The sequence below is a fragment of the Brevibacillus sp. AF8 genome, assembly GCF_021270385.1.
Lineage (GTDB): Bacteria > Bacillota > Bacilli > Brevibacillales > Brevibacillaceae > Brevibacillus.
Window position 1 is genome coordinate 42,543 of sequence record NZ_JAGQDN010000001.1, and the last position, 23,067, is coordinate 65,609.

Sequence of the window (23,067 nt, forward strand, 5' to 3'; positions counted from 1 at the left end):
GCATATGCAAAAATGATCATTTTTGAATAGTTTTGTTGTGAAATCGCTTTCAAATGTTTGGCATGTTACTTGCTCTTCTATAGGGACGAAAGCAAAAGTAAGTCGATCTGAATCACACTAACGAAAGACACTGCGGTGTTTTTCATTGAAAAAGAGAGGGATGTTTCCATGTCTTCATTATATCAGGTATTGAGTCCAGCGGGTGAGCTGGTAGGCGATCTCAAGGGGCAATTAGACGAGGCGACGATGATCAAGATGTATGAAAATATGGTGCTGGTTCGCCAGTTTGACCGCAAGTCGATTAACCTGCAACGACAAGGAAGAATGGGTACGTATGCTCCTTTTGAAGGGCAGGAAGCTTCGCAAGTAGGCAGCGCGATGGCATTAACACCTGGAGATTGGCTTTTCCCAACCTACCGAGACCATGCGGCAGCAATCGTCCATGGTCAATCCATGGCACGGGTGTTCCTCTATTGGATGGGCCACATGGAAGGGAGTATCAGTCCGAAGCATTTGAACATCATGCCGCCCTGCGTACCGATTGCGACTCAAATGGTTCATGCGGTAGGGACGGCTTGGGCGAGCAAGCTGCAAAACGAAAAGCATGTCAGCATCGCCTACTTTGGTGATGGAGCAAGCTCAGAGGGCGATTTTCATGAGGCATTGAATTTTGCAGGCGTATTTCAAACACCGACCATTTTCTTCTGTCAAAACAACGGCTTCGCCATCAGCGTTCCGTTTTCACAGCAGTCTTCATCGAAAACGATTGCACAGCGTTCGGCTGCTTATGACATCCCTGGAGTTCGGATAGACGGCAATGATATCTTCGCTGTTTGGCTGACGATGAAAGAAGCCATGCAACGTGCACTAGATGGCAAGGGACCGACGTTGATCGAAGCGGTGACATTCCGCTATGGCGCACACACAACCGCAGATGATCCAAAGAAATACCGGGATCAAGAGAGTTTGTCCGAGGAATGGCGTCAAGAACGCGATCCACTCCAACGTCTGCGTGTATATCTGGAGAATCAAGGGTTGTGGAATGAAACGAAGGAAGCAGAGTTGGTTGCACGGATGAATGAACAGATCGACGCAGCTCTTGTCGAAGCAGAGAGCTATCCGAAGTCCAAACCGGAAGACATGTTCAAGCACGTCTACGCTGAACCATCGTGGATGGCAACGGAACAGGAGAGCGAGCTCGTCAAGCCATCGAAGCAGGAGGGAATCCCCGCATGAAACGCAAACTGACGATGATTCAAGCAATCACGGAGGCTATGGATCAAAAATTGGCAGATGATTCACGCATTATGCTGCTCGGCGAGGATATTGGCGTGAATGGTGGCGTGTTCCGGGCGACGGAAGATTTGATTCACAAGTACGGTCCGGATCGTGTAGTGGACACGCCGCTTGCTGAGGCGGGAATCATCGGGGCAGCAATCGGTCTTGCCATGAACGGGAAAATTCCTGTGGTCGAGATTCAATTCCTTGCCTTCATATATCCGGGCTTTGAGCAAATTGTTTCTCATGCGGCACGCATGCGCTATCGGACTCGCGGACAGTACCATGTCCCGATGGTCATACGCACACCGTATGGAGCAGGGATTCGCGGTCCTGAGCTGCATTCGGAGAGTGTCGAAACGTTTTTTGCTCATGTCCCTGGCTTAAAGGTTGTAGCACCAAGCACACCTTATGATGCAAAAGGCTTGCTTATTGCAGCAATGGAAGATCCTGACCCGGTCATATTTTTGGAGCCGACCAAGCTGTATCGTGCATTTAAACAAGAGGTCCCAGAGGAAATGTACCGTGTCCCCATTGGAAAAGCGAAGGTCGTCCAGGAAGGCTCGGATGTATCCATTTTTGCTTGGGGAGCGATGCTTCGCGTCGCTGAGGATGCTGCGAAGCAGATCGAGCGCGAAAACGGCTTGAGTTGTGAAATCATTGATCTGCGGACGCTCTATCCATTGGATCGGGATACGATCATCGCCTCGGTCAAAAAGACTGGACGCGCAGTTGTCGTACATGAAGCGCATAAGACCGCCGGGTTGGGTGCAGAGATCATCTCCATAATCAATGATGAAGCATTGATCTACATGAAGGCTCCCGTGAAACGGATTACCGGATTTGACGTCCCCGTCCCGCAATTCAGCATTGAGGATGACTATTTGCCAACGGCTGAACGCGTGAAGGACGGAATTTTGGAAACGGCTACGTTTTAAAGAGAAGGAGCGAGTCATATGGTTGAGTTCAAGCTTCCTGATGTGGGAGAAGGTATGCATGAAGGAGAAATTGTAAAAGTACTGGTTCGCACGGGCGAATCCGTTCAACAGGATCAACCGCTGCTGGAGGTTCAGACAGACAAGGTGAATGCCGAGTTGTCTGCGCCAGTGACAGGCATTATTCGTGACATTTTCATATCAGAAGGGGAAACAGTAGAGGTCGGAACTACCCTTCTCGTAATCGATGCAGGTACGGAAGCAAAGAAGGAAGAGACAAAGCTTCCAGAAAAGGTCGTAAATCCGGATAAGACAGTCAATTTTGCCCCAGCTCGTGCTGATCACCGCCGCTCATTGGCCACACCATACGTTCGGCAGCTGGCACGGGAAATGAAGCTGGATATCGAGTTGGTCACGGGAACAGGAGCAGCAGGGCGTGTGACGGAAGAAGATTTGCGCCAATTCGCCAATCGACTGCAAAAATCAGTACCAGCCAAGTTTCCGACCTCGGCTACTGGCAATGAGCGTCTGTTGGAGGCAAGTACGGTGGAGGTTGAGACTGAACCGGTTGTTCAGCCGAAAATAGGAACCACTACTCGTGCGACCACCTCGTCGCAGGGAGATATCGAACGGCTACCTTTAAAAGGCATCCGGAAAAAGATTGCCGAGCATATGGTGAAATCAGTGACAATCATCCCGCATGTTACTTCAGTCGATGAGCTGGAGATGGATCAGCTGCGTGCTTTGCGCGAAAAGCTAAAGCCACATGCGGAAAAACGGAATATCAAGCTGACCTTCCTGCCGTTCTTTATCAAGGCGCTGGTCATTGCACTGAAGGAATTCCCGACGCTGAACGCATCGATTGACGAACCTACGAATGAAATCCTGCTCAAGCGTTTTTACCATATCGGTATTGCAACGGATACGCCGGAGGGCTTGATCGTACCAGTTATCAAGGATGCAGACCACAAATCGATTTTTCAACTCGCAGAGGAAATCGATCAGCTCGCACGCTTGGCTCGCGAAGGCAAATTGACTATGGAGCACATAACAGGCGGCACCTTCACGATCAGCAATGTAGGTCCTATCGGGGGACTGCAAGCAACTCCCATCATTAATCACCCCGAAGTGGCGATTATCAGTTTGCACAAAATGGAGAAGCGTTGGGTCGTGCGTGAGGATGAAGGAGTTATTCGCTGGATGATGAACCTGTCACTTTCGTTTGATCATCGCCTGATCGATGGCGTGACGGCGGTACGTTTTACCAACCGGATCAAGGAGTTGCTGGAAGATCCGAATCTATTGTTTGCGGAGATGGTATAGATGGTAGTCGGCGAAGTAGCAGTCGAAACAGATGTGGTTGTCATCGGCGGTGGGCCAGGAGGTTATGCAGCCGCTATTCGTCTCGGACAGCTGGGGAAATCAGTTGTTCTCATTGAAAAAGAAGTACTGGGTGGGGTCTGCTTGAATCGCGGATGCATTCCGTCGAAAGCCTTGATTCATACAGCAGGCGAATACCACAAGTTAAGTAGTCTAACTAAGCTTGGAATTCAACTGCCGACAGGGAAAACGACGTTCCACATGCCGAGCTGGCAGACGTGGAAGTCTTCTGTCGTTGCTCAGCTGAACAAAGGGGTCGATTATCTCTGCCAGGCCAACGGGGTTACGGTCGTAAAGGGGATAGCGACATTTCTCTCGAGTGATCGGATTGGCGTAGAGACGGGTGGCGATTTTGAAACGTACAAATTCAAACAAGCCATTATTGCGACAGGATCACGTCCATTCATTCCATCGTTTTTAAAAACAGATGGAGAATATATTCTGGATTCTACTGATATGCTGGCATTGGATGACGTACCGGAAACACTTGCCATTATCGGCGGGGGCTATATTGGAATGGAGCTCGGGATGGCGTTTGCCAAGCTTGGATCGCAGGTGACTGTCATCGAGGCAACCGAGCGAATTTTGCCACAGACAGCTGCGCATCTCTCTTCGGAAGTGCTCAAGCAAGCAAAACAGCTCGGGATGACGGTCAAGACCGCAACAAAGGTAGAAAAGGCTGAGGTAACGAACGGAAGAGTCACGCTCGCATGCACCTCGGAAAAGAACGGTTCCGAAAGTGTCACCGCACATAAAACGCTCGTCACCATAGGGCGAGTGCCGAACACAGGCGAACTCGGACTTGCGCAGGCGGGTGTAGAAATGGACGAGCGCGGCTACATACCCGTCACATCGATTGGCAGTACGAACAGGGCGCATATTTATGCCATCGGCGATGTAACACCTGGCCCTGCGTTAGCCCATCGTGCAACGAAGCAAGGGATTGTGGCAGCCGAGGTGATCGCAGGGCTGCCTAGCAGCGTAGATTCCCCTTTTGTACCTTATGTGATTTTTACCGAACCGCAAATAGCGGGTGTGGGGATGACACGCGAAGAGGCAGAACTTCAAGGATACAAGGTCAAGGTAGCGGCTTTTCCTTATCGGGCGAATGGAAGAGCACTCGCCATGGATGAGGGAGAGGGTTTTGCAGAAGTGATAGTGGATCAAGAAAGCCATTTATTATTGGGAATGCACGTTGTAGGTGCGGATGCCTCAAACCTGATTGGGGAGGGTGTGCTGGCACTTGAGCTTGCTGCACGTGTAGAAGATGTGGCGTTAACTATGCATCCGCATCCCACTTTAAGCGAAGTATGGCTGGAGGCTGCTGAAGCGGTGTTAGGTCATGCCATTCATATCGTAAACAAATCAAAAGTAGCTGTGAACCAATAGAACTATCGTGAAACCTTAAAGATATGTGACGGATATTCATGACAATGATCAGCCTCAGACCCTGTCAAGATTAGCATTTGCATGAATGTGCTACGCTTGAATTAATCTCGTGCAAAGGATGTGTGGTCATTATGAAATTGAATCACGTCAATCTTACGGTTACGGATGTTCCAGCTGCTTCTGATTTCTTGGAGAAATATTTTGGCTTGAAAAAGTTAGATACGTCGGATGATGCCCGTGGCGATAGTTTTGGGGTCCTATTTGACGATAACGGCCTGGTGTTTACCTTGATGAAGGGTGCCGAAGTCCAATATCCAAAGACATTTCATATCGGCTTCATTCAGGAGAGCGAAGAGAAAGTAAATGAAATCAATCAACGCTTAAAAGAAGATGGTTACAAAGTAGCACCGCCAGTAAGATCGCATGGCTGGACGTTTTACGTGAAAGCTCCTGGTGGATTTACAGTTGAGGTACTTGCGTAGCATTAAATACACATAGTTGAAAGCCTTCTTTTTTCTCACAAGAAAAGAGGGTTTTCTTTTTTATTGTTTAAACATCCGGTAAATCAGAAGGGGTGGGCGTTAAGTTGCAACTCCCACCGCTGGCTACGATAGAAAGACATTTTTTATACTTGCAGGCTCTCTTTCTTCCCATAATGGAATCCCAATTGATATGCACGGTCCAACAACAACTGCTCGATATGCGCAGGATTTTGCGCCAAGGTGTCATAAAGGAACTCAACTCTCGAATTGTCGATTCCGACGTAACCAGAGATTCCGACATTGAGGTGATGCGCTATCATTTGGTCATAACTTCTTTTTTGAAAATGATCTTCCGTTGCAGCTGCCAGACCAATCCACAATGCATGCTTATGATGCAGTTTACTTGAGCCGTAGGCAAACCCGTTGTTCCAGACGCGATCGATATATCCTTTCAACATGGCTGGCATGCTGAACCACCAGATCGGAAAAATGAAGGCTAACGCGTCGTGTTTTCTCATACGCTCCATTTCAATCTCGACCTCTTCGGAATATTTCTTATCGCCATTATTCCAATCCGGCTCATCTTCCTCCCATAATACAGGGTGAAACCCACTGCGATGCAAATCCAAAACTTCAACCTCATGCCCTGCATCTTTTAGGCCCTGAACGAAGCGTTCTGAAACGGCAAAGGTCAAGGAATTGGTTCGTGGATGGGTAACAACTGTCAGTACTTTCATTTCATACACCCTCTATCTTTGTAGTCATTTATACGGCCATCTTCTAAGGCGCTGGTATATCCGAATCATGCACCATATAATGGAATGTGAAAAGTACGCACTTTTTTGTGCTTTTAATACCAAAAAGTAACATAGGAACAAAAAGGTTCCTGAAAAAATCGTAAGCCATGAGGGAGGATAGTAAATCGATGAGACCAAAGCTCAAACATACATACCAAATTCCTTCTGAAGCAACGCTAGATGTTTTAGGTGGAAAATGGAAAACCTTGATTTTATGTCAGCTATACTACGGGCCAAAAAGAACGAGCGAATTGAAAAAACAAATGCCGGACATTAGCCAAAAAATCCTGACACAGCAGCTTCGTGAGTTAGAAGAGGATGGAATCGTCATTAGGACCGTGTACAGCCAAGTACCGCCAAAGGTCGAGTATGAATTGAGTGAATTGGGAGAATCGCTCAAACCAATTATGGATCTCATGTGTGAATGGGGCGAACGTTACCTACGCGGGGAAATACCGGGCAAAGAAGTTGCAGACCCTGCAAAAAACGCGGTTAGATACAGAGCTATTCAAGGAATTTGACAGAAAGATCAGAAATTGGCAAGAAAAGCAGATTGTTTCAGCAGCGTGGGTTCAAGAGTCGATTCAGCCAAAATTTCGGACATACGAGAGGATTGGGTCTTACGGCTTGTTGTGTTCAGCAGTGAGCTGTACGACCATTCTTTGCGGCCTTCTGCTTTATTCAGAAAGTACATACTTGCAGCTGAATAGAGCGAAAACCAGTTCAGGGCACGAGCAGGTCCTTCGAACTGGTTTCTTTTTACATGAAACATTTTATTTGGGTGGTGCGTCTGTATGGACAAGAGTTGACTGGCAGAATGGCTAGCAGGAGGAAGATGTTGCTGTACACAGATGCGCAGGATTTGCCAAGCCCGTCCAAGGATGCATTCAAATAAAGCATCAAGCAGGATACAAGTGGATAAGGAAGGTATTGTGTACCCATAATACCTTTGACAGACAACAAAGAATTCGGGGTGTTTAGAATGAAAAAATGGAAACTGTTATCGCTCATGCTGATTACCGCAATGGGGTTAAGCGCATGTGGCGGTCCTGCTGCACCGGATGTGCTGGAGCAAGTAGAAGTTGTACCGAAACCTACGTATACAGTAGGGAGTGAAGTCATCTTGAAAGCAAGTCACCAACCAGGGATGCAAGGGGCGAAAGCAAAAATCGTGGGGGCTTACGACACGACGGCCTATTCCGTTACCTATACGCCTACAACGGGTGAGCCCCCTGTGAAAGGTTATAAATGGATCATTCAAGAAGAAATCAAGAACCATATCCAGCAACCGTATAATCCGGGAACGGAAGTCGTCTTGAAGGCGGATCATGTGAAAGGGATGCTCGATGCATCAGCCAAGCTTGATACGGCAAATACAACGACTGTCTATATGATCGATTACACTCCCACGACAGGGGGAGGAGAAATAAAGAACTACAAATGGGTAACGGAGGATGAGATATCACCAGTCAAATGATCGATGCCATCCTTTTATGGAAAAAGGCAGCCGCGGCTTTTTCAGCGCCAAAGCTGCCTTTCTGCTTTTCCATTGATACGAGCTATTTGCTGTTACATACGACGAGACTTCCACTCAACGAGCATTTGGTTGAGAGATTCCCTGTATAGCTCAATTGCTTCCAGCATCTCATGGAATCGCTGCATAACTAGCTCACTATCCTGCAAATTTTCAATTTGCATTCCTTTTTCTATGATATTCTTTAATGATAGGATTCGCTCTAAACCCTGTATAAGCTCTTCCTCAATTGTGTCTGGTGCCATGATGTAATAGCTCACACGGTCGCCTGTCACACTCTTTTTTTCCGCGAATCCAATTTTCAAAAGCATGCGCATATTGGTAGACACGCTTCCGAGACTGACTTGTAATGTAGTGGCAATCTGCTCGGATGAAAGGGGTTCCTGAGAGACCATCAACAGTCCAATAATCCGGCCAGCAATTCTGGATAATCCTTGATTTTCGTGATGGAGAGCCATTTCTTCAATCAATTGCATTGTTTCCGCCGTTAATTTGTCCAACTTCATGACTCCTTTTTCCTCGTTTTGCCCGATTTCCATGCTTTTGTCTATTATACTACCAATAGTCATCGCTTTCTTCAGAAAATACCAAAAGAAAATGCACCTGCTCTTTTGACAGGTGCCCACGTCATTCCTTATTTTAGTGGCGTGGAAGTAGTTTCATGGGTTTGACGAAGATATTCCATGATCATCAAGGCAGAACCTAGCTGGACACCGCATAATTCGCGCAGCGGACGCATCGACCAGTTAAAAAAGGAGAGTAGCTCTTGTAAGCCTTGATTCAGCCATTGTTCTGAATCTGCTCGAATCTCCGAAAGGGCGATGTTGTCGGGCTGGGCATCCAGCATGCGGATAAGCATGCTACAGCAGCATAGAGAACTCCAAAAAGTGCGTAGTTTCAGGTCAAACATTTCAGCTACTGTTGCGAAGCGTGCTAAAGCTGCATCACTTTCAGCTGATTGTAAATGATGGGATCGAACTTCCTCCATACCGATCAGAAAATCCTCTACAGACCGCTGAAATTTGGTTGGTACCGTTATGAATACCTGTGCGTTTTGGTACTGTTTGGATAAAAAAGCAATCTGTTCCCCTTCCAGTTTGGCTATGTCCAGCGTAGCATCCTTGTAGCTATGAGTGGTTTCCGATTTATCTCCCATCCTTGGATCCGTAAACAACGATATTTCCGAAACAAGGCAAAAGGTATCGTAACGTGTCCCAGCATAATCGCGCGATGAGCCCCCCATGAGGATTGCTTTCGAAGGGTCTTCTCCAGTAGGCAGGATACTTTGGTAGTAATCGTACATAGCAGACAGCTCAGGTAGCAGATAAAAACCGGCTTGGATAGGGGGCATGAATGGTGCCTCCGGTTCGCCGATCATCAGCGGTAATTGATGATCATGGGTCAGTTTTATGATCTGTTGGCACAATGCGTCGGGAAGAGGAGTCGATACATAATAAAACGTTCCAGTTTGATCGGAGCTGTGCAAGCTGTTGAGGAAATGCGGCTTGGCTTCATCAATCGCCCGCATAAATGCTACGGTTTCAGGAATGGGCTCGCTGAAGCTGAACGTTTTATACGCATACGGGAATGTCCATTCAACTTGTTCGTGCATACTGGGACGATAGTAGTTGCGGATGTAACGATCTGGAGAAAACGGGCCGCCGTACCAACCTTCATTCAGTCGGCAACCATCTACATCGATTTCTTTGATGATATAAAAGGTATAATCCATTTGCTCTAATAGGGCTGAATCCTCACATAGCTTTTTGCTGAGATACTCTAGCGATAGAGCTCCAATCGGCTCATTTGGATGCGGACAACCGACGAACAGCGCGCGATGCTGGCCATTTCCAATTCGCAGCATAAGGATGGGGTGTCCTTCTGTTGAGTGACCGATGGTACTGAGGGAAACAAGATCTGGATAGGCGGCTGCTAGTTCACGGGAAGAGGTGTCCAATTCCTCAATGGTTAGAAAATGTGAAAAATCAGGCATTTCTTGTAACAGTTTTTGAATGAAATCAGTCAAGCTCCTCACTCCTTTTGAGATGGATAAGAAAGGATGAAACAAGTGCAATTCCTGCACCTACCAGCAACAGGGAAAAACCGGCTTGAAAGGAGAACGCCTGAATAAATGCGCCCATCGCGATTGGTGTAAAAATACTTGCCAGCTTTCCTCCGGTTAACAGAATTCCACTAGCAGTACCCAAAGCATCTGAGGGAATGATACGCATGGTAAGGCCAATAATGGGTTGAGTGGTAAGGGAGAGAAAAAACAAAGAGATCGACTCAAACAACAGAAACTGGTTGACATTGTCAGATAGGATCATAAGTGTAAGGAGAATCGTTGAGAACAGAAGGGACGGAATGACCATCGATCGAAACTTTTGATGAAAATAACGGTCAAACAACCAACCTCCTGCCAAATAGCCAAGCATGGAAATGAGAAGAGGAAGCGATGCGTATAAGCCTGATTGGGTAATAGCAAGATGTTTTTCCGTTGTTAAGTAAGTAGGTACCCATGTCAAGCATCCAACCATCACGATTTGAATTCCGCAGAGCATACTTGTTAGTTTCCACAAATGCCCATTACGGAAAAGAGACATGAAAGGGATGGGGTTCGACTCTGATGATGCTGAGCATGATGGTGATTCCTTCACGAAAGGACGGGGAAGGGATATCCAGAGAATGGGGGCCAAGAGCAGGCCGATTAATGCTGTAACAAAAGTAGCTTCCTGCCATCCCAGTATCGCAATCAATGGTGCTACTAGAAAAGGGGCAAGTCCAGTCCCAATTGGTTCAGCTGATGAAACGATGGAGACTGTGGTCGTACGGATGTTTGCAGGTGTTCGTTCGGCAATCGCTTTTAACATAGCAGGCATTAGGGGGGCATCGATAAACCCCAACAAAAATCGGATGACGAGTAAGGCTGCAAAACTTGTGACCGCCCCTGTAAGCGCAGTCAATATTGCCCACAGTACCAAGTTGATTACAATAATTTGCTTCGATCCTCGTTTATCAGCAATGATCCCTCCCGGAATGGTAAAAATCGCGAAGCCTAAAAAATAAACACTGATGATCGCACCTTGCTCCACTGGATTCAGATGAAATTCTTCTCCAATAAATGGCAGCGCAATAATGATGCTGTACGAGCCAAGAACCCCAACGAGTATGGTGACAAACAAGAGCACAGCACTGATCGAAGTAGTTTTTTTCATGTGCATCACTTCCTAAAAGATGTTATGAGTATTATATTAAGTATTTTCAGTAATTTTAGTCAATACTGAAATTACTGAAATGAATGTCGGCTGAAAAAACTTCAAAGCCATGAGGTGCGGTTATGGAGGTTCCTTATGGCAATGAGATTCAACTGCACATATAATTGGAAGCCGCTGAGAGCTACATTTCGAAAAACGAAAACGACCTGTGGGTTGCACGAATGGTTTTCCATCGTGTTACCTACAGGTCGTTTCATGATCTCATTTCGTAATAGATTGTATCCGTTATGATTTAGTACTTTCTTGTGAGAATTCGAGAATGCTCTCCGTCTACAGTGATTTCCCAGCCTCTTGGGATTTCATAAGCAAAGGCTGGCGAAGGGTGTTTGACCGCTTCAATGCTGGATTCAGTAGGGATACTGGTGATATTGACGATTTGTTTTTCATAGAGACTTACATTTACCACGACCCAGCCATATGGTACAGGCACCCCGGTACCGACCCATTTATTCTCCAGCTCGTGAGGTTGGTACCGTTTTTTATTCTCATTTCTGATATCGATATAAGCCTGTCTCTTGCTGTTATAACCTCGACCGATTTCTACCCAACCAGAAGGGATGTTAAAGCTCAAGCTTCTTTCCACTTGCCCATAATTCGCGCCATTAATATATTTCGCTACTTCATATCCAAGCTGTGTTCCACGATGTGGCTCTTTTTCAATCGAAATCCATCCATTCGGAAAGAACGTATCGTATGCCACTACTAACGTATCACCGTACTTCCAGTTTCCATCAAAGATATATTTTTGTGGACGGACGTTAGAGTCTTTTCCCTTTCCTACCGCATCCGCTGCTTGAGTCGGGACGAACAGGAATGATGATGCCAAGACGAGAATACCCAGACTTCTTACCACTTTTTTCATGATTTACTCCTCCATATGAATGCGAATAAGAAAAAAGAATTTCAATAAGCATGAGAATTCTAAACACATTTGAAAATACCTTCTTTTATGGAAAAAAATTCTTATTCCAGCAAAACGATTGTTGCGAGGGTACACGAGTTTTCAATAGAATCGCAGTAAAAAAACGGAAATATTACTTGTTGAAACGTATAAATGAATATGTTATGATGCTGTTAACTTAATGACTGGAGCTGAAGAGTATAATGGATAATTTTCTTGCTTAAAAAATAAAACAAACTGCGATATCTTTCGCATGTTTTATTCTTTATGTGCAAGAAAGTTACTTATATCTCTTCACTCAAACAATATATCCTTATCTAACTTCATTTTTTGAGTTGGATTTGCTGTATTTATTTGAGCTACAAGAGAGTAACTTTCTTGTAGCTTTTCTATTTTTTGCATGCAGGGGGATGATTGTATGTCATTAATCAATGTAAATAACTTGACGTTTGCCTATGAAGGCAGTTTTGATAACATTTTTGAAAACGTGAGCTTCCAAATTGATACGGATTGGAAATTGGGTTTTACGGGAAGAAACGGCAGGGGGAAGACAACTTTTCTCAACCTGTTGCTTGGTAAATATGAATACAGCGGGAAGATTAGTGCCCATGTCAGCTTTGAATACTTTCCTTTCCAAGTCGAGAACAAAGAATATCTGACGCTTGATATCGTTCAAGACATTGTCCCGGACTATCAGCTATGGGAATTAATGCGCGAATTCTCCCTCTTAAAGGTTTCAGAGGATGTTCTATATCGTCCATTTGAATCTTTGTCTAACGGGGAGCAAACGAAAGTGATGTTAGCCGCCTTATTTCTAAAGGAAAACAGTTTTTTGTTAATTGATGAACCAACCAATCACCTCGACATGCATGCAAGGGAGCTCGTCAGTGATTATCTCCATTCCAAAAGCGGTTATATTCTTGTTTCTCACGACCGAGCATTTCTGGACAATTGTGTCGATCACATCTTGTCCATCAACAAGACGAACATCGAGGTGCAAAAAGGGAATTTCTCCGATTGGTGGGAAAATAAACAGAGACAGGATAACTATGAACTCGCTGAGAACGAGAAGCTCAAAAAAGACATTAAACGCTTGTCGGACGCAGCGAAACGTACGAGCAACTGGTCGGACGCTGTGGAAAAAACGAAAAATGGTACCTTAAATTCAGGCTCTAAGCTCGACAAAGGCTACGTGGGTCACAAAGCTGCGAAAATGATGAAACGCTCTAAATCAATTGAGCAAAGACAGCAATCTGCGCTGGAAGAAAAGTCGAAGCTCCTGAAAAACATTGAAAGCCATGACAGCTTAAAGATTGCACAGCTTGCTTACCATAAGAACCAACTTGCTGAACTGGATAAGGTTTCGATTCGTTATGGGGAGAAGTTGGTTTGCTCAGATATTAGTTTTACGATTGAGCAGGGGGAGCGTATCGCGCTGTCAGGCAAAAACGGCTCTGGCAAATCCAGCATTCTCAAGCTCATTTGCGGGGAGAACATCGATCATACTGGTGCCTTCCGAAAGGGGAGTCAGTTGAAAATCTCGTATGTATCCCAAGACACTTCGCATCTAAAGGGCAATCTGACGGATTTTGCCCAAGAAAACGGCATTGATGAAAGCCTGTTTAAATCGATTTTGCGAAAGCTGGACTTTTCCCGCGTACAATTTGAGAAGGACATTTCCGCATTTAGCGGCGGCCAGAAGAAGAAAGTATTGATTGCGAAAAGTCTTTGCGAGAAAGCCCATCTCCATATTTGGGATGAGCCGCTTAACTTTATTGATGTCATTTCGCGCATGCAAATTGAAGAGCTGCTTCTCGAGCACTCGCCAACGATCCTTTTTGTCGAGCATGACAGGGAGTTTTGCAATAACATTGCTACAAAGATCGTTGAACTGTAATTGGACGAAAAGTCTCTAAAAGAAAGAAGGTGGGGAAAACCGTTTCGTTTTCCTCACCTTTCTTTGTAATGTCTTCTCCAAATGTAGGAACGACTGCTTCTGCTGGAGGGGGAATTTGAGCAATCGAGAAGAAGTACTAAGTGGTGAAATGTGGTAATCTTTTGATAATAATTTTGAAAGAATGGCGGAGATTCGATGGGGAAGATAATGGCAAACGTAAGCAGCACATTGAATGGTATTTATACGGGGCCGACAGGAGAAGAAGACAATATGGTTAGCTGGGCGTTGCCTGGAATTATCGACGCCACAGATGATGGTCTTGCGTTCTTCCAGAGGGTTGACGCCATCTTGATGGGGCGAGTCACCTATGAAGGCTTTGCAAGCTATTGGCCGTTTCAAGTGGGGGATTGGGCTGATGCAATGAATAAGACTCAGAAGTTTGTAGTAACCAATAATCGTGAGTTTACAGAAGTTCATTGGGGGAACTACACCGAGACGATTACACTCCTTCACTCTGATGTCATGACAAAAATACAACAGCTAAAAACACAAGTCAAAGGTGATATCATTGTTCCTGCAAGTGCGGGTCTTGTTCAAAGTTTGATCAATGCTGATTTGCTTGATGAACTCCGGATAATCATTCATCCGGTCTTAATGGGCAGCGGCAAACATTACTTTGACAACATCAACACACGTCACGACATGAAGTTGCTAGAAACAAAGCTTTATGGAAAAAGCGGGTCCATACAACTGCGATATGAGATCGGAGAGGCACAAGTAAAATAAATGGTTGTGTTAACAATTAGTTGTACTCTGGAAGAATAAAAAGCCCCATTTCACGGATAGAGAAATGGGACTTTTTATTGTTTTGCTCTAATTCGTCCGCAAAGCAGGGTACACAAAAGCCTTTAACGTAACGCCTGTAAAGGAACATCCGGAAGCCTTTGGATGACCGCCCCCACCGTAATGTTGGGCGATCACCGACAGATCCAGGTCTTCGCGTATGGTTCGAAAGCTGATTCTGCCTTTTCCAGGATCGAGCATCGCGACGAAATCAATCATTTCCGCATTTTTACATAAGAAATTGCCTGTCGTGGAGTGATATTGCTCAAGGAAAACCACGCCTACTTGATATGTTTTTGGCTCATCTAAATCGATTTCTACGGGGATCAGCTTCATTTGCTTCAGCTTTTTTTGTTCAAATTCATCGATTCGCTTTTCTTCTGTATAGATGAGAATAGATTCTACTTCATCAAATACAAATTGGTCTGTATTGGCACCATCAACACGCAAGCGTCCTAGCACATTTTGAATAAACGTGTCTCGCTCGATCATATAGAATAAAATGTTCAGTTGATTAGCCTGTACAGTACCGGTTGCATCCCAATCCCACGTATCAAAGGCCCGAACCAGCTCCACATAGTCAGAGAGAACGCCAGTAGGGGTCAGATACCCCTGGTTTACCAGGTAATCATAATAAAGGCTCGTTGCCGAAGTCTTTTTCCCTGATTCTTCCGTAATAACTTTTGCCCATTCGTACTTGGAAGCCAACGGCAAGGCAGTTGGGTGATGATCGATCAAGACAAACGCATGTCCTTGATCGACCTTTTTCTGAATAAGCGATCCGACCTCGTCAGTGACACTTACATCGGTAATCATCACGTACGCATCGGGGGTAAGCTCTTCTTCGATAAACTTTTGAACTTCTTGATTGACAGTGTAAGGAGTCACCCCGCGGTAATCGACTTCTTGATTGGAAAAAGCAATTTGACTAAGAATTGCACAGGATACGCCATCCAAGTCCTTATCACTGAAATGAATGATTTTTTGATGATTCATGAAGTATCTCCTTAGGAATCCGTCTGTCGTCCGAATTGTACTGCCTTCATTCATCTTTCCCATTCAATAAGACGTGCTTGCACGAAGACAACAATTGGTGATTATTTGCAATATTACTTTGGTTTTATTATAATGCTTTGGTTAAAAGCACTCCACGTTAGTTCAATCGGTCGGGCGTGTTCGCGTATGTTCGTGATCGCTCTTATTTCTATTACGGGAGTAAAGCAATGGAGAGAAAAAGTAAAAGGTGGTCTTCAACATGAAAAAGTCTACATGGATCCCGGCTGTACTCCTGCTAGCAGTCCTGACTGCTTGCGGCAACACGCAGCCTACAGAGCAACCAAAAAATCAAAATCAGGCGGCAACAGGTACCCAACAGCAAGCGGGTGAAACAACTACGCAAAAACCTGAAGAAACGAAAAAAGAAGAGCAACAGGTGATCGCTACTCCACAAGAAATCGTCGTGTACAAGCAAGGGGAAAAAACATCCCTAAAGCCGGAAGATGACAAGTTCAAGGAAATTCTTGCGCTCATGAACAAACGCTTTGAAACACCTGCGGACCAAATGCGTTTTGACGAGAGCACCCAAGCGGTGGAGAAGGACAAGAAAGAGGCTTTGGCAGTAGAATTCAACTACGCTGAAGTAACGACAAACACTTTGCCAGCGACTGTTAATACAGATAACAAAGCGGAAGTAAAGGCGAAGACACTGTTCTTCGTATTGAGTGGAGAAAACAAAGACCATATGTTTGATTCAGAAGATGGCAAAACTTATGGAACGGCACCGTTGCACTTGACCGAATCCACTGAACTGACCGAGCTATTGAATAAGTAAGCAAACTACCCAGACTGTTGAGCAATCGGCAGTCTTTTTCTATCTGTACTGCCTGATCAAAGAAAACCCTCTTGATCTTGGGGCAAACGATCAAGAGGGAAGGGCATGACAATCTATTTCCTTTTTTGATCCGGTTCGGATTGCACGACAGTTAACGTCGTATCACCATCGGTCTCCACCAGATGCTTCAACATAGAGAGCTTATTGTTCCAAAACTGCTCGTAAAAGGAAAGCCACTGCTTTACTTCCGTCAGAGGACCGGGATGCAACCGATAGATTTTCTCGCGACCTACCTTATGTCCTGTAACCAAATCTGCGTCAGCAAGTATATGAAGATGCTTGACTACAGCCGTTCGGCTTATGGGGAAATGAGAGGTAATCGCTGAGATCGGCAATTCTTTTTCAGCGAGCAAGCGAAGTACTTCCCGACGAGTAGGGTCAGCGATCGCTTGAAATACATCAACCTTTTCTGCTGAAGCAGACATTTACCCTTCCACAACCTTTTTCAGACGTTCGTGTACAATACCAACCCAACCTTGATTCATCTTCTCGCGAATCATTGAGCTCTTCGCGTTTGCTTTTCCGATAATCTCATCTGCCGCTTTCCATCCACCATGAATGAGGGTAAACTCCGTTTTTTCTCCCAGTTCTTTTAAAAGAAACGAGACGACCCACCCGTCTGTATCCCAAGCAAAAGAAAGGCGATGTGGTGCTTCTACTTCCAACACTTTGCATGGAGACGGCCCAAAAGGGGATTGGATATGGAACTCATGACCTACCACTGGTTGAAAATCATTGGGCATAAACCAAGCAGAAATGGCTTCCGCAGTGGATACTTTCTCCCATACCTTTTGAATAGGGGCGTCGAAAACGATGGTTTGTCTAATATCTTCTACGGCTTGTTGATTGTTTTGTTCCACGATAAAATCTCTCCGTTTCGTAGTGAAAATCTAACACCCTTTGGTTATACTTTAAAATAATATAACACCTTTTGGTTATATGTAAATGGTATTTTTCCTCCCATTCATGAATTATATTCGGCTGGGAGTAGGCTAAAAATGTACGAATGTGCTCGAAACTCGCAAGAAAAGGGTATAATAAATTGGCAAAATGTATCATGTGTACGTTACGTCCATGTAAATAACGCCAATCGATAAAAGGAGATCCAATGACAGACAAAAAAGCAACAATCGAACCGGGATGGAATTTTGATAACAGCTATACAACGCTGTCAAAATCGTTTTTTTCCAGGCTCAATCCACCTCCTGTACGATCGCCGAAACTAGCCATTCTCAATGAACGTTTGGCAAAAACGCTTGGGCTGAATGTCGAAGCTCTGCAAAGCGAAGAAGTCATAGCCATGCTTGCGGGAAACAAAACCCCAGAAGGCGCAATGCCTCTTGCCCAAGCATATGCGGGACACCAATTCGGTCATTTTACCATGCTAGGCGATGGCAGGGCTCTTCTTCTTGGTGAACAAATTACACCCTCCGGCGAGCGCTTTGATATCCAACTGAAAGGTTCAGGCAGAACACCTTATTCACGCGGCGGTGACGGTAGAGCAGCCCTTGGCCCGATGCTGCGCGAATACATCATTAGCGAGGCCATGCATGGACTCGGAATTCCTACTACGCGGAGCCTTGCAGTAGTGACAACGGGCGAGTCTGTCTATCGCGAAACCGAGCTGCCTGGTGCTATTTTGACGCGTGTCGCTGCCAGTCATATCCGAGTAGGGACGTTCCAATTCGCGGCAAGATGGTGCTCCATAGAAGATCTCCGTGCGTTGGCTGATTACACGTTGCAAAGACATTTTCCAAAGATCGCAGCAGAAGAAAACCGCTACCTCCTCTTACTGAAGGAAGTCATCCAGCGTCAGGCTGCGCTGATTTCCAAGTGGCAACTCGCAGGATTTATTCACGGAGTCATGAACACCGACAACATGGCAATCAGCGGCGAAACGATTGATTACGGTCCTTGCGCTTTTATGGACACATATGACCCTGCAACTGTATTTAGCTCCATTGACGTTCAGGGTCGGTATGCTTACGGAAATCAGCCGTACATTGCTATGTGGAATCTTTCTCGTTTTGCGGAAAGCTTATTGCCGTTGTTGCATGAAAATGAAGCGCAGGCTGTAAAAGTGGCCGAAGATGCACTTGCCGAATTTAGCAAACTGTATCACAGCCATTGGCTCACAGGAATGCGGGCAAAGCTCGGATTGTTCAACGAAGAGGAGCAAGACGAAGCGTTGATCGAAGGTCTGCTCAACATGATGAAGGACCACCATGCTGACTATACGAATACATTCCGTGCTTTCACGCTTAATCAACCAGAAGAAACTGCAATGTTTGGCACGAGCGAATTCACGGAATGGCACGAGCAGTGGAAAGCACGACTAACAAGACAGCCAGAGGACACCGCTGCGGCACAACTGGTAATGAAAAAGAGCAACCCGGCAATCATCCCACGGAACCATCGTGTAGAAGAAGCATTGGAAGCAGCGTGGAAAGAGGGCGACTACACGGTGATGGAACGACTCCTGGAGGTCCTTTCCAATCCATATGCGTACACGCCTGAACAGGTAGAATACACGACTTTACCAGCGGAATCGGCATGTCCTTACCAAACGTTTTGCGGTACATGATAGTATGCAATCAGAGTCCAACGATCTTTCACATGTTGGACTCTTTTTTCATACGTCGGATTCGCGCTAAAATATGGGAAGCTGAAGAAAAAAGGAGCAATTGCTTTATGGATAAAAAAGCAAAGCAAATCTTGATGAAAACATTTTGGAGCAGCAACGGGTGGAAGAGTCGCCCATACGATTTTTCGGGAGCAGATTTTGAATACGCCAAAAGCAAAGGTCTCATGTTTGATCTGCAGACAATTAGTCACGAAGAGTGTATAGACAAAATCATTACTCTGCATAAAAAAGTGACGAAAGAACAAGCCGCCGCTGCATTTTTGCACAGTCTCTCGACGCGAAAGGTGTACCTGCGCAGCGCCTTGTCTAGCTGGGCTTTGACAGAGTCTTTAAAAGCCCATGACTTCGAAAGTAACGTCGGCAAGTATACAAATCCAGAAAACGGCACCTATTTCGCCATGTACGGAGACTGCCATAAGTGCGACCGTTATTATATCGCTGGACGAGAGTTATATACCGAAGAAGATTTGAACGTTTTGAATTTTGAAAGAATCAAGTGGGGAGGTATCCGCCTAAACTATCTACCGTACCTCATGCTTGATCTGGAGCTGTTAAGCAAGGAAGAAAATCTTTCCGTACAGGAAGAAGATGTAGCAATTCTCCGTCAGGTGCTAGCCATCATTGCCAGCAGTGAACCAACCGATGCCGCCCGTCAATTGGAGAAGCGCCTCCATGGTGTCTTTGCATCTAGCAAAAACGAACGGGATGTCTTCATGGAAATTCTTGCATCCGCCGGGATCTTGGCGCCAAGCAAGGACAGACCAGGGCGTGGCGGGAAGAACGACTTTTTTGCCGTAGTAAATTGGCGCGGCGAAGATAGCTATTCCGAGCAAGCTATCCAGAACTTCTTTGGCCCATGGCTGTAAAGAACGGAAAATCTAGGAACAAAGAAGGGTGCCATCAATACGCGAAGTGTGTATAATATTGGAAAAGCATGTCGAAAGTTTGTTTTTATTGAAAGGAGGTGAGATATAAGTGAAAAAGAAATTAATCGTCCTGTCAGGCATTGCGGGCAGTGGCAAAAGCAAGTGGGCACAAGAAATTGCCAAAAAGGAACGGGCAACAATCGTGTCTACGGATGAAATTCGTCAGAACTTATTTGGTGACGAGCGAAAACAAAAAAGATCAGCACAAGTATTTTTTGAGGTCTATTCGAAAATCGCAACGGAGCTGGCGAATGGAAAGAATGTCATTTTAGACGCAACCAATATTGACAGAGAGAAAAGAATGAAGGTCCTTGCCAAATTTCCCGATGTCCAGAAGGAATGCTATTACGTCGATGTTCCCTATACCGTTTGCCTAGAGCGCAATCGATCCCGAAAGAGAACCGTAGACGAATACATCCTGGCGAAGATGCGGAAGAACTTCCATTTTCCCATTAAGAATGAGGGCTGGGATCACATTCATCTCTTGCACGAGCCAGTTCCTTATTCCATTGAAAAAGAAGAATTCGTTCAATTGCTTCAAAAAGAACCCTCCTATGAAGAGCTGTTTGAAAGGTTGAATGCCATTCCCATCTTCAAAGAGATGTATCAATTTAATCAGGAAAACCCTTATCATCAGTACCCTTTGTGCAAGCATACCTATCATGTTTTCGATTATGTAAACGCCTTTTACACGGAAGAAGACAAATTTCTCATGCAAGTGGTCGCCTTATTTCACGATACAGGAAAACCATTTTGCAAAACCTACAAGCCGATGAAAGGCCATTACTCCTACTTCGGACATGAGCATGTTTCTGCGCAAATTGCTTGTCATTTCTTAAAAGAATTAGGATTCGAAGATGATTTTATTTTCGAAGCCGTCAACCTGATTCAAATGCACATGAAGATTAACTATGGAACTCAGCAAGATATTTCCGAGATTTATCATTTGTTGGGCGAAGAGTACCTGTGGAAGCTGTACTTCTTCAAGGAAGGAGATGCCTATGCCAAATAAGGAGGTGAATAACGTTGTTGAAAAAATATCCGAGAACCTTTCATCTACCCTGGTCAAGAAGTAGAACCGACGACGATAAAATCTTGAGTTCAGTGTGTCACTTCGAGGGGAAACAAGTAGTCGTAACAGAAAAGCTGGATGGAGAAAATACCACGCTGTACCGAAATCATATCCATGCAAGGTCACTCGATAGCAAAGATCACGCATCTAGACATTGGGTAAAGATGCTTCACGGGACGATTTCGTTTCATATCCCGGAAGGCTGGAGAATTTGCGGGGAAAACGTATATGCGCTGCACTCCATCTACTACGAATACCTAACGAGCTATTTCTACGTGTTCTCGATCTGGAATGAAAACAATGAATGCTTGTCGTGGGATGAAACGGTAGAATGGGCCGAACTACTGGGCTTAGAAACAGCACCTGTCTTATACAGAGGGATTTGGAAGGAAGAGACCGTAAAAAGTTGCTACACCAAACAATCTGCCTTCGGCGGAGAACAAGAGGGGTACGTGGTACGGGTAACGGAGAGGTTTCCGTACGAAGATTTTAAACAATCTGCCGCCAAGTTTGTGCGCAAAAATCATGTGCAAACCGACCAGCACTGGTTATCGAAGCCAGTCGTTCCAAATGGGCTAGCACAAACATATTAAAGACTTTGATATTGAAGGGAATGAGAACGATGTAATTTGCTAAGTAGTATTGACCGTCTAATAGAGTATCCAAATTTCATTTTGGCTATTGTTAAGACAGTCATTACATAGGAGGCGTGAGAAATGAACGAAGAGATGAACGAAGAATTGAATGAAGAAATGATGTCAGCTGGCTGGGATGCCATTGATCAGGAGATGCGAAAGATTTATGGAGAGCAGGAGCCTAAACATTACGGCACGCTTATCTCGTATGCACTGGGTGGTCCCGATCCATTAGATGGAATTAGCGCCTACAAAGCGGACGAGCCTTACCCGCATTGGCATTTTGTGACTTATGGGTTTACTGAACTGTATGAAAAAGAGTCCGAGAATGAAGAGGAAAGCGGTTTTGGCTTTGAATTGACGTTTCGATTGGCTCGTAAAGACGACGAGGAGGAACCGCCTGCCTGGGCGCTGAATTTGCTTCAAAATATGGGGCGTTACGTATTCAACACGGGCAATGTTTTTCAAGCAGGTGATCATTTGGATGCAAACGGTCCGATATGCTTGGGTGCCGATACCCAACTGACTGCGCTCGCTTTTGTCACAGACCCACAGCTTGCCGAAATCGATACGCCGAATGGGCGGGTGCAATTTTTGCAAATGGTAGGAATCACTGGTGATGAACTCGATGCAATGATGGCTTGGAATACACGTGGTGTGCTTCAATCTGGCTTGCCGTATATGCCTTCCTACATAACCGATCTCGAGCGTGATTCTCTCCTTTGCAACTCTACAGTTTCTGATGCTGTTCAAAAAGGAATGGAACAAGAAGGCTCCAACACTGCCTATTTGTTTGTCAGCCAGCTTGGCTGGGAGCCAGGGAAAAAAGGCTTCTTGAAAAAAGCACCTTCGACCCTGAGCTTGGGAGCTAAGCAAGCGGAAGTCATCGGAAAAATTCTCCGCGGACGTATGCGAAAAGGAGAAAGCCTGAGCCTGCTGGGACCTGATGTCCGCATTGTCTTTGAGTCAGGAGCCAATCCTGAATGTATTCCAGGAGAGGACGTTATTCGCTTTGTTCTCGATGATGCGACAACGATTGCGCTTACCAAGCAGTTGCTTCCAAAGGAAAGCAGCTTTGAGATTCCTTCCCTGAAAGGAATTGCCATCAACATTGTGAAAACCAATATTACCGATAGCGAGGGCAATGTCGTCAAGGTCATCGGTTAAAGGCGACAGCGCTGTTTTTTG

General features: G+C 45.4%; 24 protein-coding genes. 16 read left to right on the plus strand and 8 right to left on the minus strand.

Annotated features, from left to right (window positions below; translation table 11 throughout):
* Positions 1-168 precede the first annotated feature (168 nt).
* The 5 genes from pdhA (at position 169) to KB186_RS00210 (ending at position 5,464) form a co-directional block, all read left to right on the plus strand.
* Positions 169-1,236, plus strand: a complete 1,068-nt coding sequence (pdhA, locus tag KB186_RS00190; protein ID WP_173609272.1) for a pyruvate dehydrogenase (acetyl-transferring) E1 component subunit alpha — start codon at positions 169-171, stop codon at positions 1,234-1,236.
* On the plus strand, positions 1,233-2,216 hold the full coding sequence (locus KB186_RS00195) for an alpha-ketoacid dehydrogenase subunit beta (RefSeq protein WP_173609271.1): 984 nt from the start codon (positions 1,233-1,235) through the stop codon (positions 2,214-2,216). The genes pdhA and KB186_RS00195 overlap by 4 nt, the downstream gene beginning before the upstream one ends.
* A gap of 18 nt (positions 2,217-2,234) precedes the next feature.
* On the plus strand, positions 2,235-3,536 hold the full coding sequence (locus tag KB186_RS00200) for a dihydrolipoamide acetyltransferase family protein (RefSeq protein ID WP_173609270.1): 1,302 nt from the start codon (positions 2,235-2,237) through the stop codon (positions 3,534-3,536).
* Positions 3,537-4,982: a dihydrolipoyl dehydrogenase gene (lpdA, locus tag KB186_RS00205; RefSeq protein WP_232772831.1), complete on the plus strand. Its 1,446-nt coding sequence runs from the start codon at positions 3,537-3,539 to the stop codon at positions 4,980-4,982.
* A gap of 131 nt (positions 4,983-5,113) precedes the next feature.
* Positions 5,114-5,464, plus strand: a complete 351-nt coding sequence (locus KB186_RS00210; protein WP_173609268.1) for a VOC family protein — start codon at positions 5,114-5,116, stop codon at positions 5,462-5,464.
* A gap of 143 nt (positions 5,465-5,607) precedes the next feature.
* Here the strand turns inward: KB186_RS00210 and KB186_RS00215 are convergent, their stop codons facing one another.
* Positions 5,608-6,201: an NAD(P)H oxidoreductase gene (locus KB186_RS00215; RefSeq protein ID WP_173609267.1), complete on the minus strand. Its 594-nt coding sequence runs from the start codon at positions 6,199-6,201 to the stop codon at positions 5,608-5,610.
* Between the two features lie 188 nt (positions 6,202-6,389).
* Between KB186_RS00215 and KB186_RS00220 the strand changes: the two genes are divergently transcribed.
* From KB186_RS00220 to KB186_RS00225, 3 genes are all read left to right on the plus strand, one after another.
* Positions 6,390-6,782: a winged helix-turn-helix transcriptional regulator gene (locus KB186_RS00220; protein ID WP_173609266.1), complete on the plus strand. Its 393-nt coding sequence runs from the start codon at positions 6,390-6,392 to the stop codon at positions 6,780-6,782.
* A gap of 242 nt (positions 6,783-7,024) precedes the next feature.
* Positions 7,025-7,156: a hypothetical protein gene (locus tag KB186_RS28215; protein WP_255322387.1), complete on the plus strand. Its 132-nt coding sequence runs from the start codon at positions 7,025-7,027 to the stop codon at positions 7,154-7,156.
* 87 nt (positions 7,157-7,243) lie between these two features.
* On the plus strand, positions 7,244-7,738 hold the full coding sequence (locus KB186_RS00225; RefSeq protein WP_173609265.1) for a YdhK family protein: 495 nt from the start codon (positions 7,244-7,246) through the stop codon (positions 7,736-7,738).
* A gap of 92 nt (positions 7,739-7,830) precedes the next feature.
* Here KB186_RS00225 and KB186_RS00230 read toward each other — a convergent pair whose 3' ends face one another.
* From KB186_RS00230 to KB186_RS00245, 4 genes are all read right to left on the minus strand, one after another.
* The gene (locus KB186_RS00230) at positions 7,831-8,301 is read right to left on the minus strand and encodes a GbsR/MarR family transcriptional regulator (RefSeq protein ID WP_173609264.1); all 471 of its coding nucleotides are present in this window, start codon (positions 8,299-8,301) and stop codon (positions 7,831-7,833) included.
* Between the two features lie 128 nt (positions 8,302-8,429).
* Entirely contained in the window at positions 8,430-9,821 is a 1,392-nt protein-coding gene (locus KB186_RS00235; protein ID WP_232772832.1) for a M14 family zinc carboxypeptidase, read from the minus strand.
* Positions 9,814-11,010 (minus strand): MFS transporter, encoded by a 1,197-nt coding sequence (locus tag KB186_RS00240; protein WP_173609262.1) that lies wholly within the window; start codon positions 11,008-11,010, stop codon positions 9,814-9,816. Before KB186_RS00240 ends, KB186_RS00235 begins: the two co-directional genes overlap by 8 nt.
* A 292-nt stretch (positions 11,011-11,302) precedes the next feature.
* A complete protein-coding gene (locus KB186_RS00245) occupies positions 11,303-11,932 on the minus strand; it encodes a hypothetical protein (protein ID WP_173609261.1) in 630 nt (209 codons plus the stop codon).
* Positions 11,933-12,389: 457 nt separating this feature from the next.
* On the opposite strand from KB186_RS00245, the gene KB186_RS00250 reads away from it, so the two are divergent.
* Both KB186_RS00250 and KB186_RS00255 read left to right on the plus strand, forming a co-directional pair.
* Entirely contained in the window at positions 12,390-13,868 is a 1,479-nt protein-coding gene (locus tag KB186_RS00250) for an Lsa family ABC-F type ribosomal protection protein (RefSeq protein ID WP_173609260.1), read from the plus strand.
* 195 nt (positions 13,869-14,063) lie between these two features.
* A complete protein-coding gene (locus KB186_RS00255) occupies positions 14,064-14,654 on the plus strand; it encodes a dihydrofolate reductase family protein (RefSeq protein WP_173609259.1) in 591 nt (196 codons plus the stop codon).
* Positions 14,655-14,741: 87 nt separating this feature from the next.
* Here the strand turns inward: KB186_RS00255 and KB186_RS00260 are convergent, their stop codons facing one another.
* A complete protein-coding gene (locus KB186_RS00260; protein ID WP_173609258.1) occupies positions 14,742-15,707 on the minus strand; it encodes a DHH family phosphoesterase in 966 nt (321 codons plus the stop codon).
* Positions 15,708-15,966: 259 nt separating this feature from the next.
* Between KB186_RS00260 and KB186_RS00265 the strand changes: the two genes are divergently transcribed.
* A complete protein-coding gene (locus KB186_RS00265; protein ID WP_173609257.1) occupies positions 15,967-16,542 on the plus strand; it encodes a hypothetical protein in 576 nt (191 codons plus the stop codon).
* A gap of 113 nt (positions 16,543-16,655) precedes the next feature.
* On the opposite strand, the gene KB186_RS00270 is transcribed toward KB186_RS00265, so the two are convergent.
* The gene (locus KB186_RS00270) at positions 16,656-17,027 is read right to left on the minus strand and encodes an ArsR/SmtB family transcription factor (RefSeq protein WP_087347353.1); all 372 of its coding nucleotides are present in this window, start codon (positions 17,025-17,027) and stop codon (positions 16,656-16,658) included.
* Complete coding sequence (locus tag KB186_RS00275; protein ID WP_173609256.1) at positions 17,028-17,462, minus strand: SRPBCC family protein; 435 nt, start codon at positions 17,460-17,462, stop codon at positions 17,028-17,030.
* 248 nt (positions 17,463-17,710) lie between these two features.
* On the opposite strand from KB186_RS00275, the gene KB186_RS00280 reads away from it, so the two are divergent.
* From KB186_RS00280 to KB186_RS00300, 5 genes are all read left to right on the plus strand, one after another.
* Positions 17,711-19,186 carry a protein adenylyltransferase SelO gene (locus KB186_RS00280; protein WP_232772833.1) on the plus strand — a complete coding sequence of 492 codons (1,476 nt, stop codon included), beginning with the start codon at positions 17,711-17,713 and terminating at the stop codon, positions 19,184-19,186.
* A 107-nt stretch (positions 19,187-19,293) separates the two neighbouring features.
* Positions 19,294-20,112: a hypothetical protein gene (locus tag KB186_RS00285; protein ID WP_232772834.1), complete on the plus strand. Its 819-nt coding sequence runs from the start codon at positions 19,294-19,296 to the stop codon at positions 20,110-20,112.
* Positions 20,113-20,221: 109 nt separating this feature from the next.
* On the plus strand, positions 20,222-21,184 hold the full coding sequence (locus tag KB186_RS00290; protein WP_173609253.1) for an AAA family ATPase: 963 nt from the start codon (positions 20,222-20,224) through the stop codon (positions 21,182-21,184).
* Positions 21,185-21,198: 14 nt separating this feature from the next.
* Positions 21,199-21,837: an RNA ligase family protein gene (locus KB186_RS00295; protein WP_232772835.1), complete on the plus strand. Its 639-nt coding sequence runs from the start codon at positions 21,199-21,201 to the stop codon at positions 21,835-21,837.
* A 147-nt stretch (positions 21,838-21,984) separates the two neighbouring features.
* Complete coding sequence (locus KB186_RS00300) at positions 21,985-23,046, plus strand: suppressor of fused domain protein (protein WP_304502612.1); 1,062 nt, start codon at positions 21,985-21,987, stop codon at positions 23,044-23,046.
* The last annotated feature ends 21 nt before the right edge of the window (positions 23,047-23,067 follow it).

Excerpts from the sequence above, each read along its gene's own strand:
- KB186_RS00200 (WP_173609270.1), top strand. The coding sequence starts at position 2,235 with ATGGTTGAGTTCAAGCTTCCTGATGTGGGAGAAGGTATGCATGAAGGA.
- KB186_RS00215 (WP_173609267.1), bottom strand. The coding sequence starts at position 6,201 with ATGAAAGTACTGACAGTTGTTACCCATCCACGAACCAATTCCTTGACC.
- KB186_RS00220 (WP_173609266.1), top strand. The coding sequence starts at position 6,390 with ATGAGACCAAAGCTCAAACATACATACCAAATTCCTTCTGAAGCAACG.
- KB186_RS00240 (WP_173609262.1), bottom strand. The coding sequence starts at position 11,010 with ATGAAAAAAACTACTTCGATCAGTGCTGTGCTCTTGTTTGTCACCATA.
- KB186_RS00285 (WP_232772834.1), top strand. The coding sequence starts at position 19,294 with ATGGATAAAAAAGCAAAGCAAATCTTGATGAAAACATTTTGGAGCAGC.
- lpdA (WP_232772831.1), top strand. The coding sequence starts at position 3,537 with ATGGTAGTCGGCGAAGTAGCAGTCGAAACAGATGTGGTTGTCATCGGC.
- KB186_RS00255 (WP_173609259.1), top strand. The coding sequence starts at position 14,064 with ATGGGGAAGATAATGGCAAACGTAAGCAGCACATTGAATGGTATTTAT.
- KB186_RS00265 (WP_173609257.1), top strand. The coding sequence starts at position 15,967 with ATGAAAAAGTCTACATGGATCCCGGCTGTACTCCTGCTAGCAGTCCTG.
- KB186_RS00270 (WP_087347353.1), bottom strand. The coding sequence starts at position 17,027 with ATGTCTGCTTCAGCAGAAAAGGTTGATGTATTTCAAGCGATCGCTGAC.
- KB186_RS28215 (WP_255322387.1), top strand. The coding sequence starts at position 7,025 with ATGAAACATTTTATTTGGGTGGTGCGTCTGTATGGACAAGAGTTGACT.
- KB186_RS00260 (WP_173609258.1), bottom strand. The coding sequence starts at position 15,707 with ATGAATCATCAAAAAATCATTCATTTCAGTGATAAGGACTTGGATGGC.
- KB186_RS00210 (WP_173609268.1), top strand. The coding sequence starts at position 5,114 with ATGAAATTGAATCACGTCAATCTTACGGTTACGGATGTTCCAGCTGCT.
- KB186_RS00280 (WP_232772833.1), top strand. The coding sequence starts at position 17,711 with ATGACAGACAAAAAAGCAACAATCGAACCGGGATGGAATTTTGATAAC.
- pdhA (WP_173609272.1), top strand. The coding sequence starts at position 169 with ATGTCTTCATTATATCAGGTATTGAGTCCAGCGGGTGAGCTGGTAGGC.
- KB186_RS00245 (WP_173609261.1), bottom strand. The coding sequence starts at position 11,932 with ATGAAAAAAGTGGTAAGAAGTCTGGGTATTCTCGTCTTGGCATCATCA.
- KB186_RS00225 (WP_173609265.1), top strand. The coding sequence starts at position 7,244 with ATGAAAAAATGGAAACTGTTATCGCTCATGCTGATTACCGCAATGGGG.
- KB186_RS00250 (WP_173609260.1), top strand. The coding sequence starts at position 12,390 with ATGTCATTAATCAATGTAAATAACTTGACGTTTGCCTATGAAGGCAGT.
- KB186_RS00195 (WP_173609271.1), top strand. The coding sequence starts at position 1,233 with ATGAAACGCAAACTGACGATGATTCAAGCAATCACGGAGGCTATGGAT.
- KB186_RS00230 (WP_173609264.1), bottom strand. The coding sequence starts at position 8,301 with ATGAAGTTGGACAAATTAACGGCGGAAACAATGCAATTGATTGAAGAA.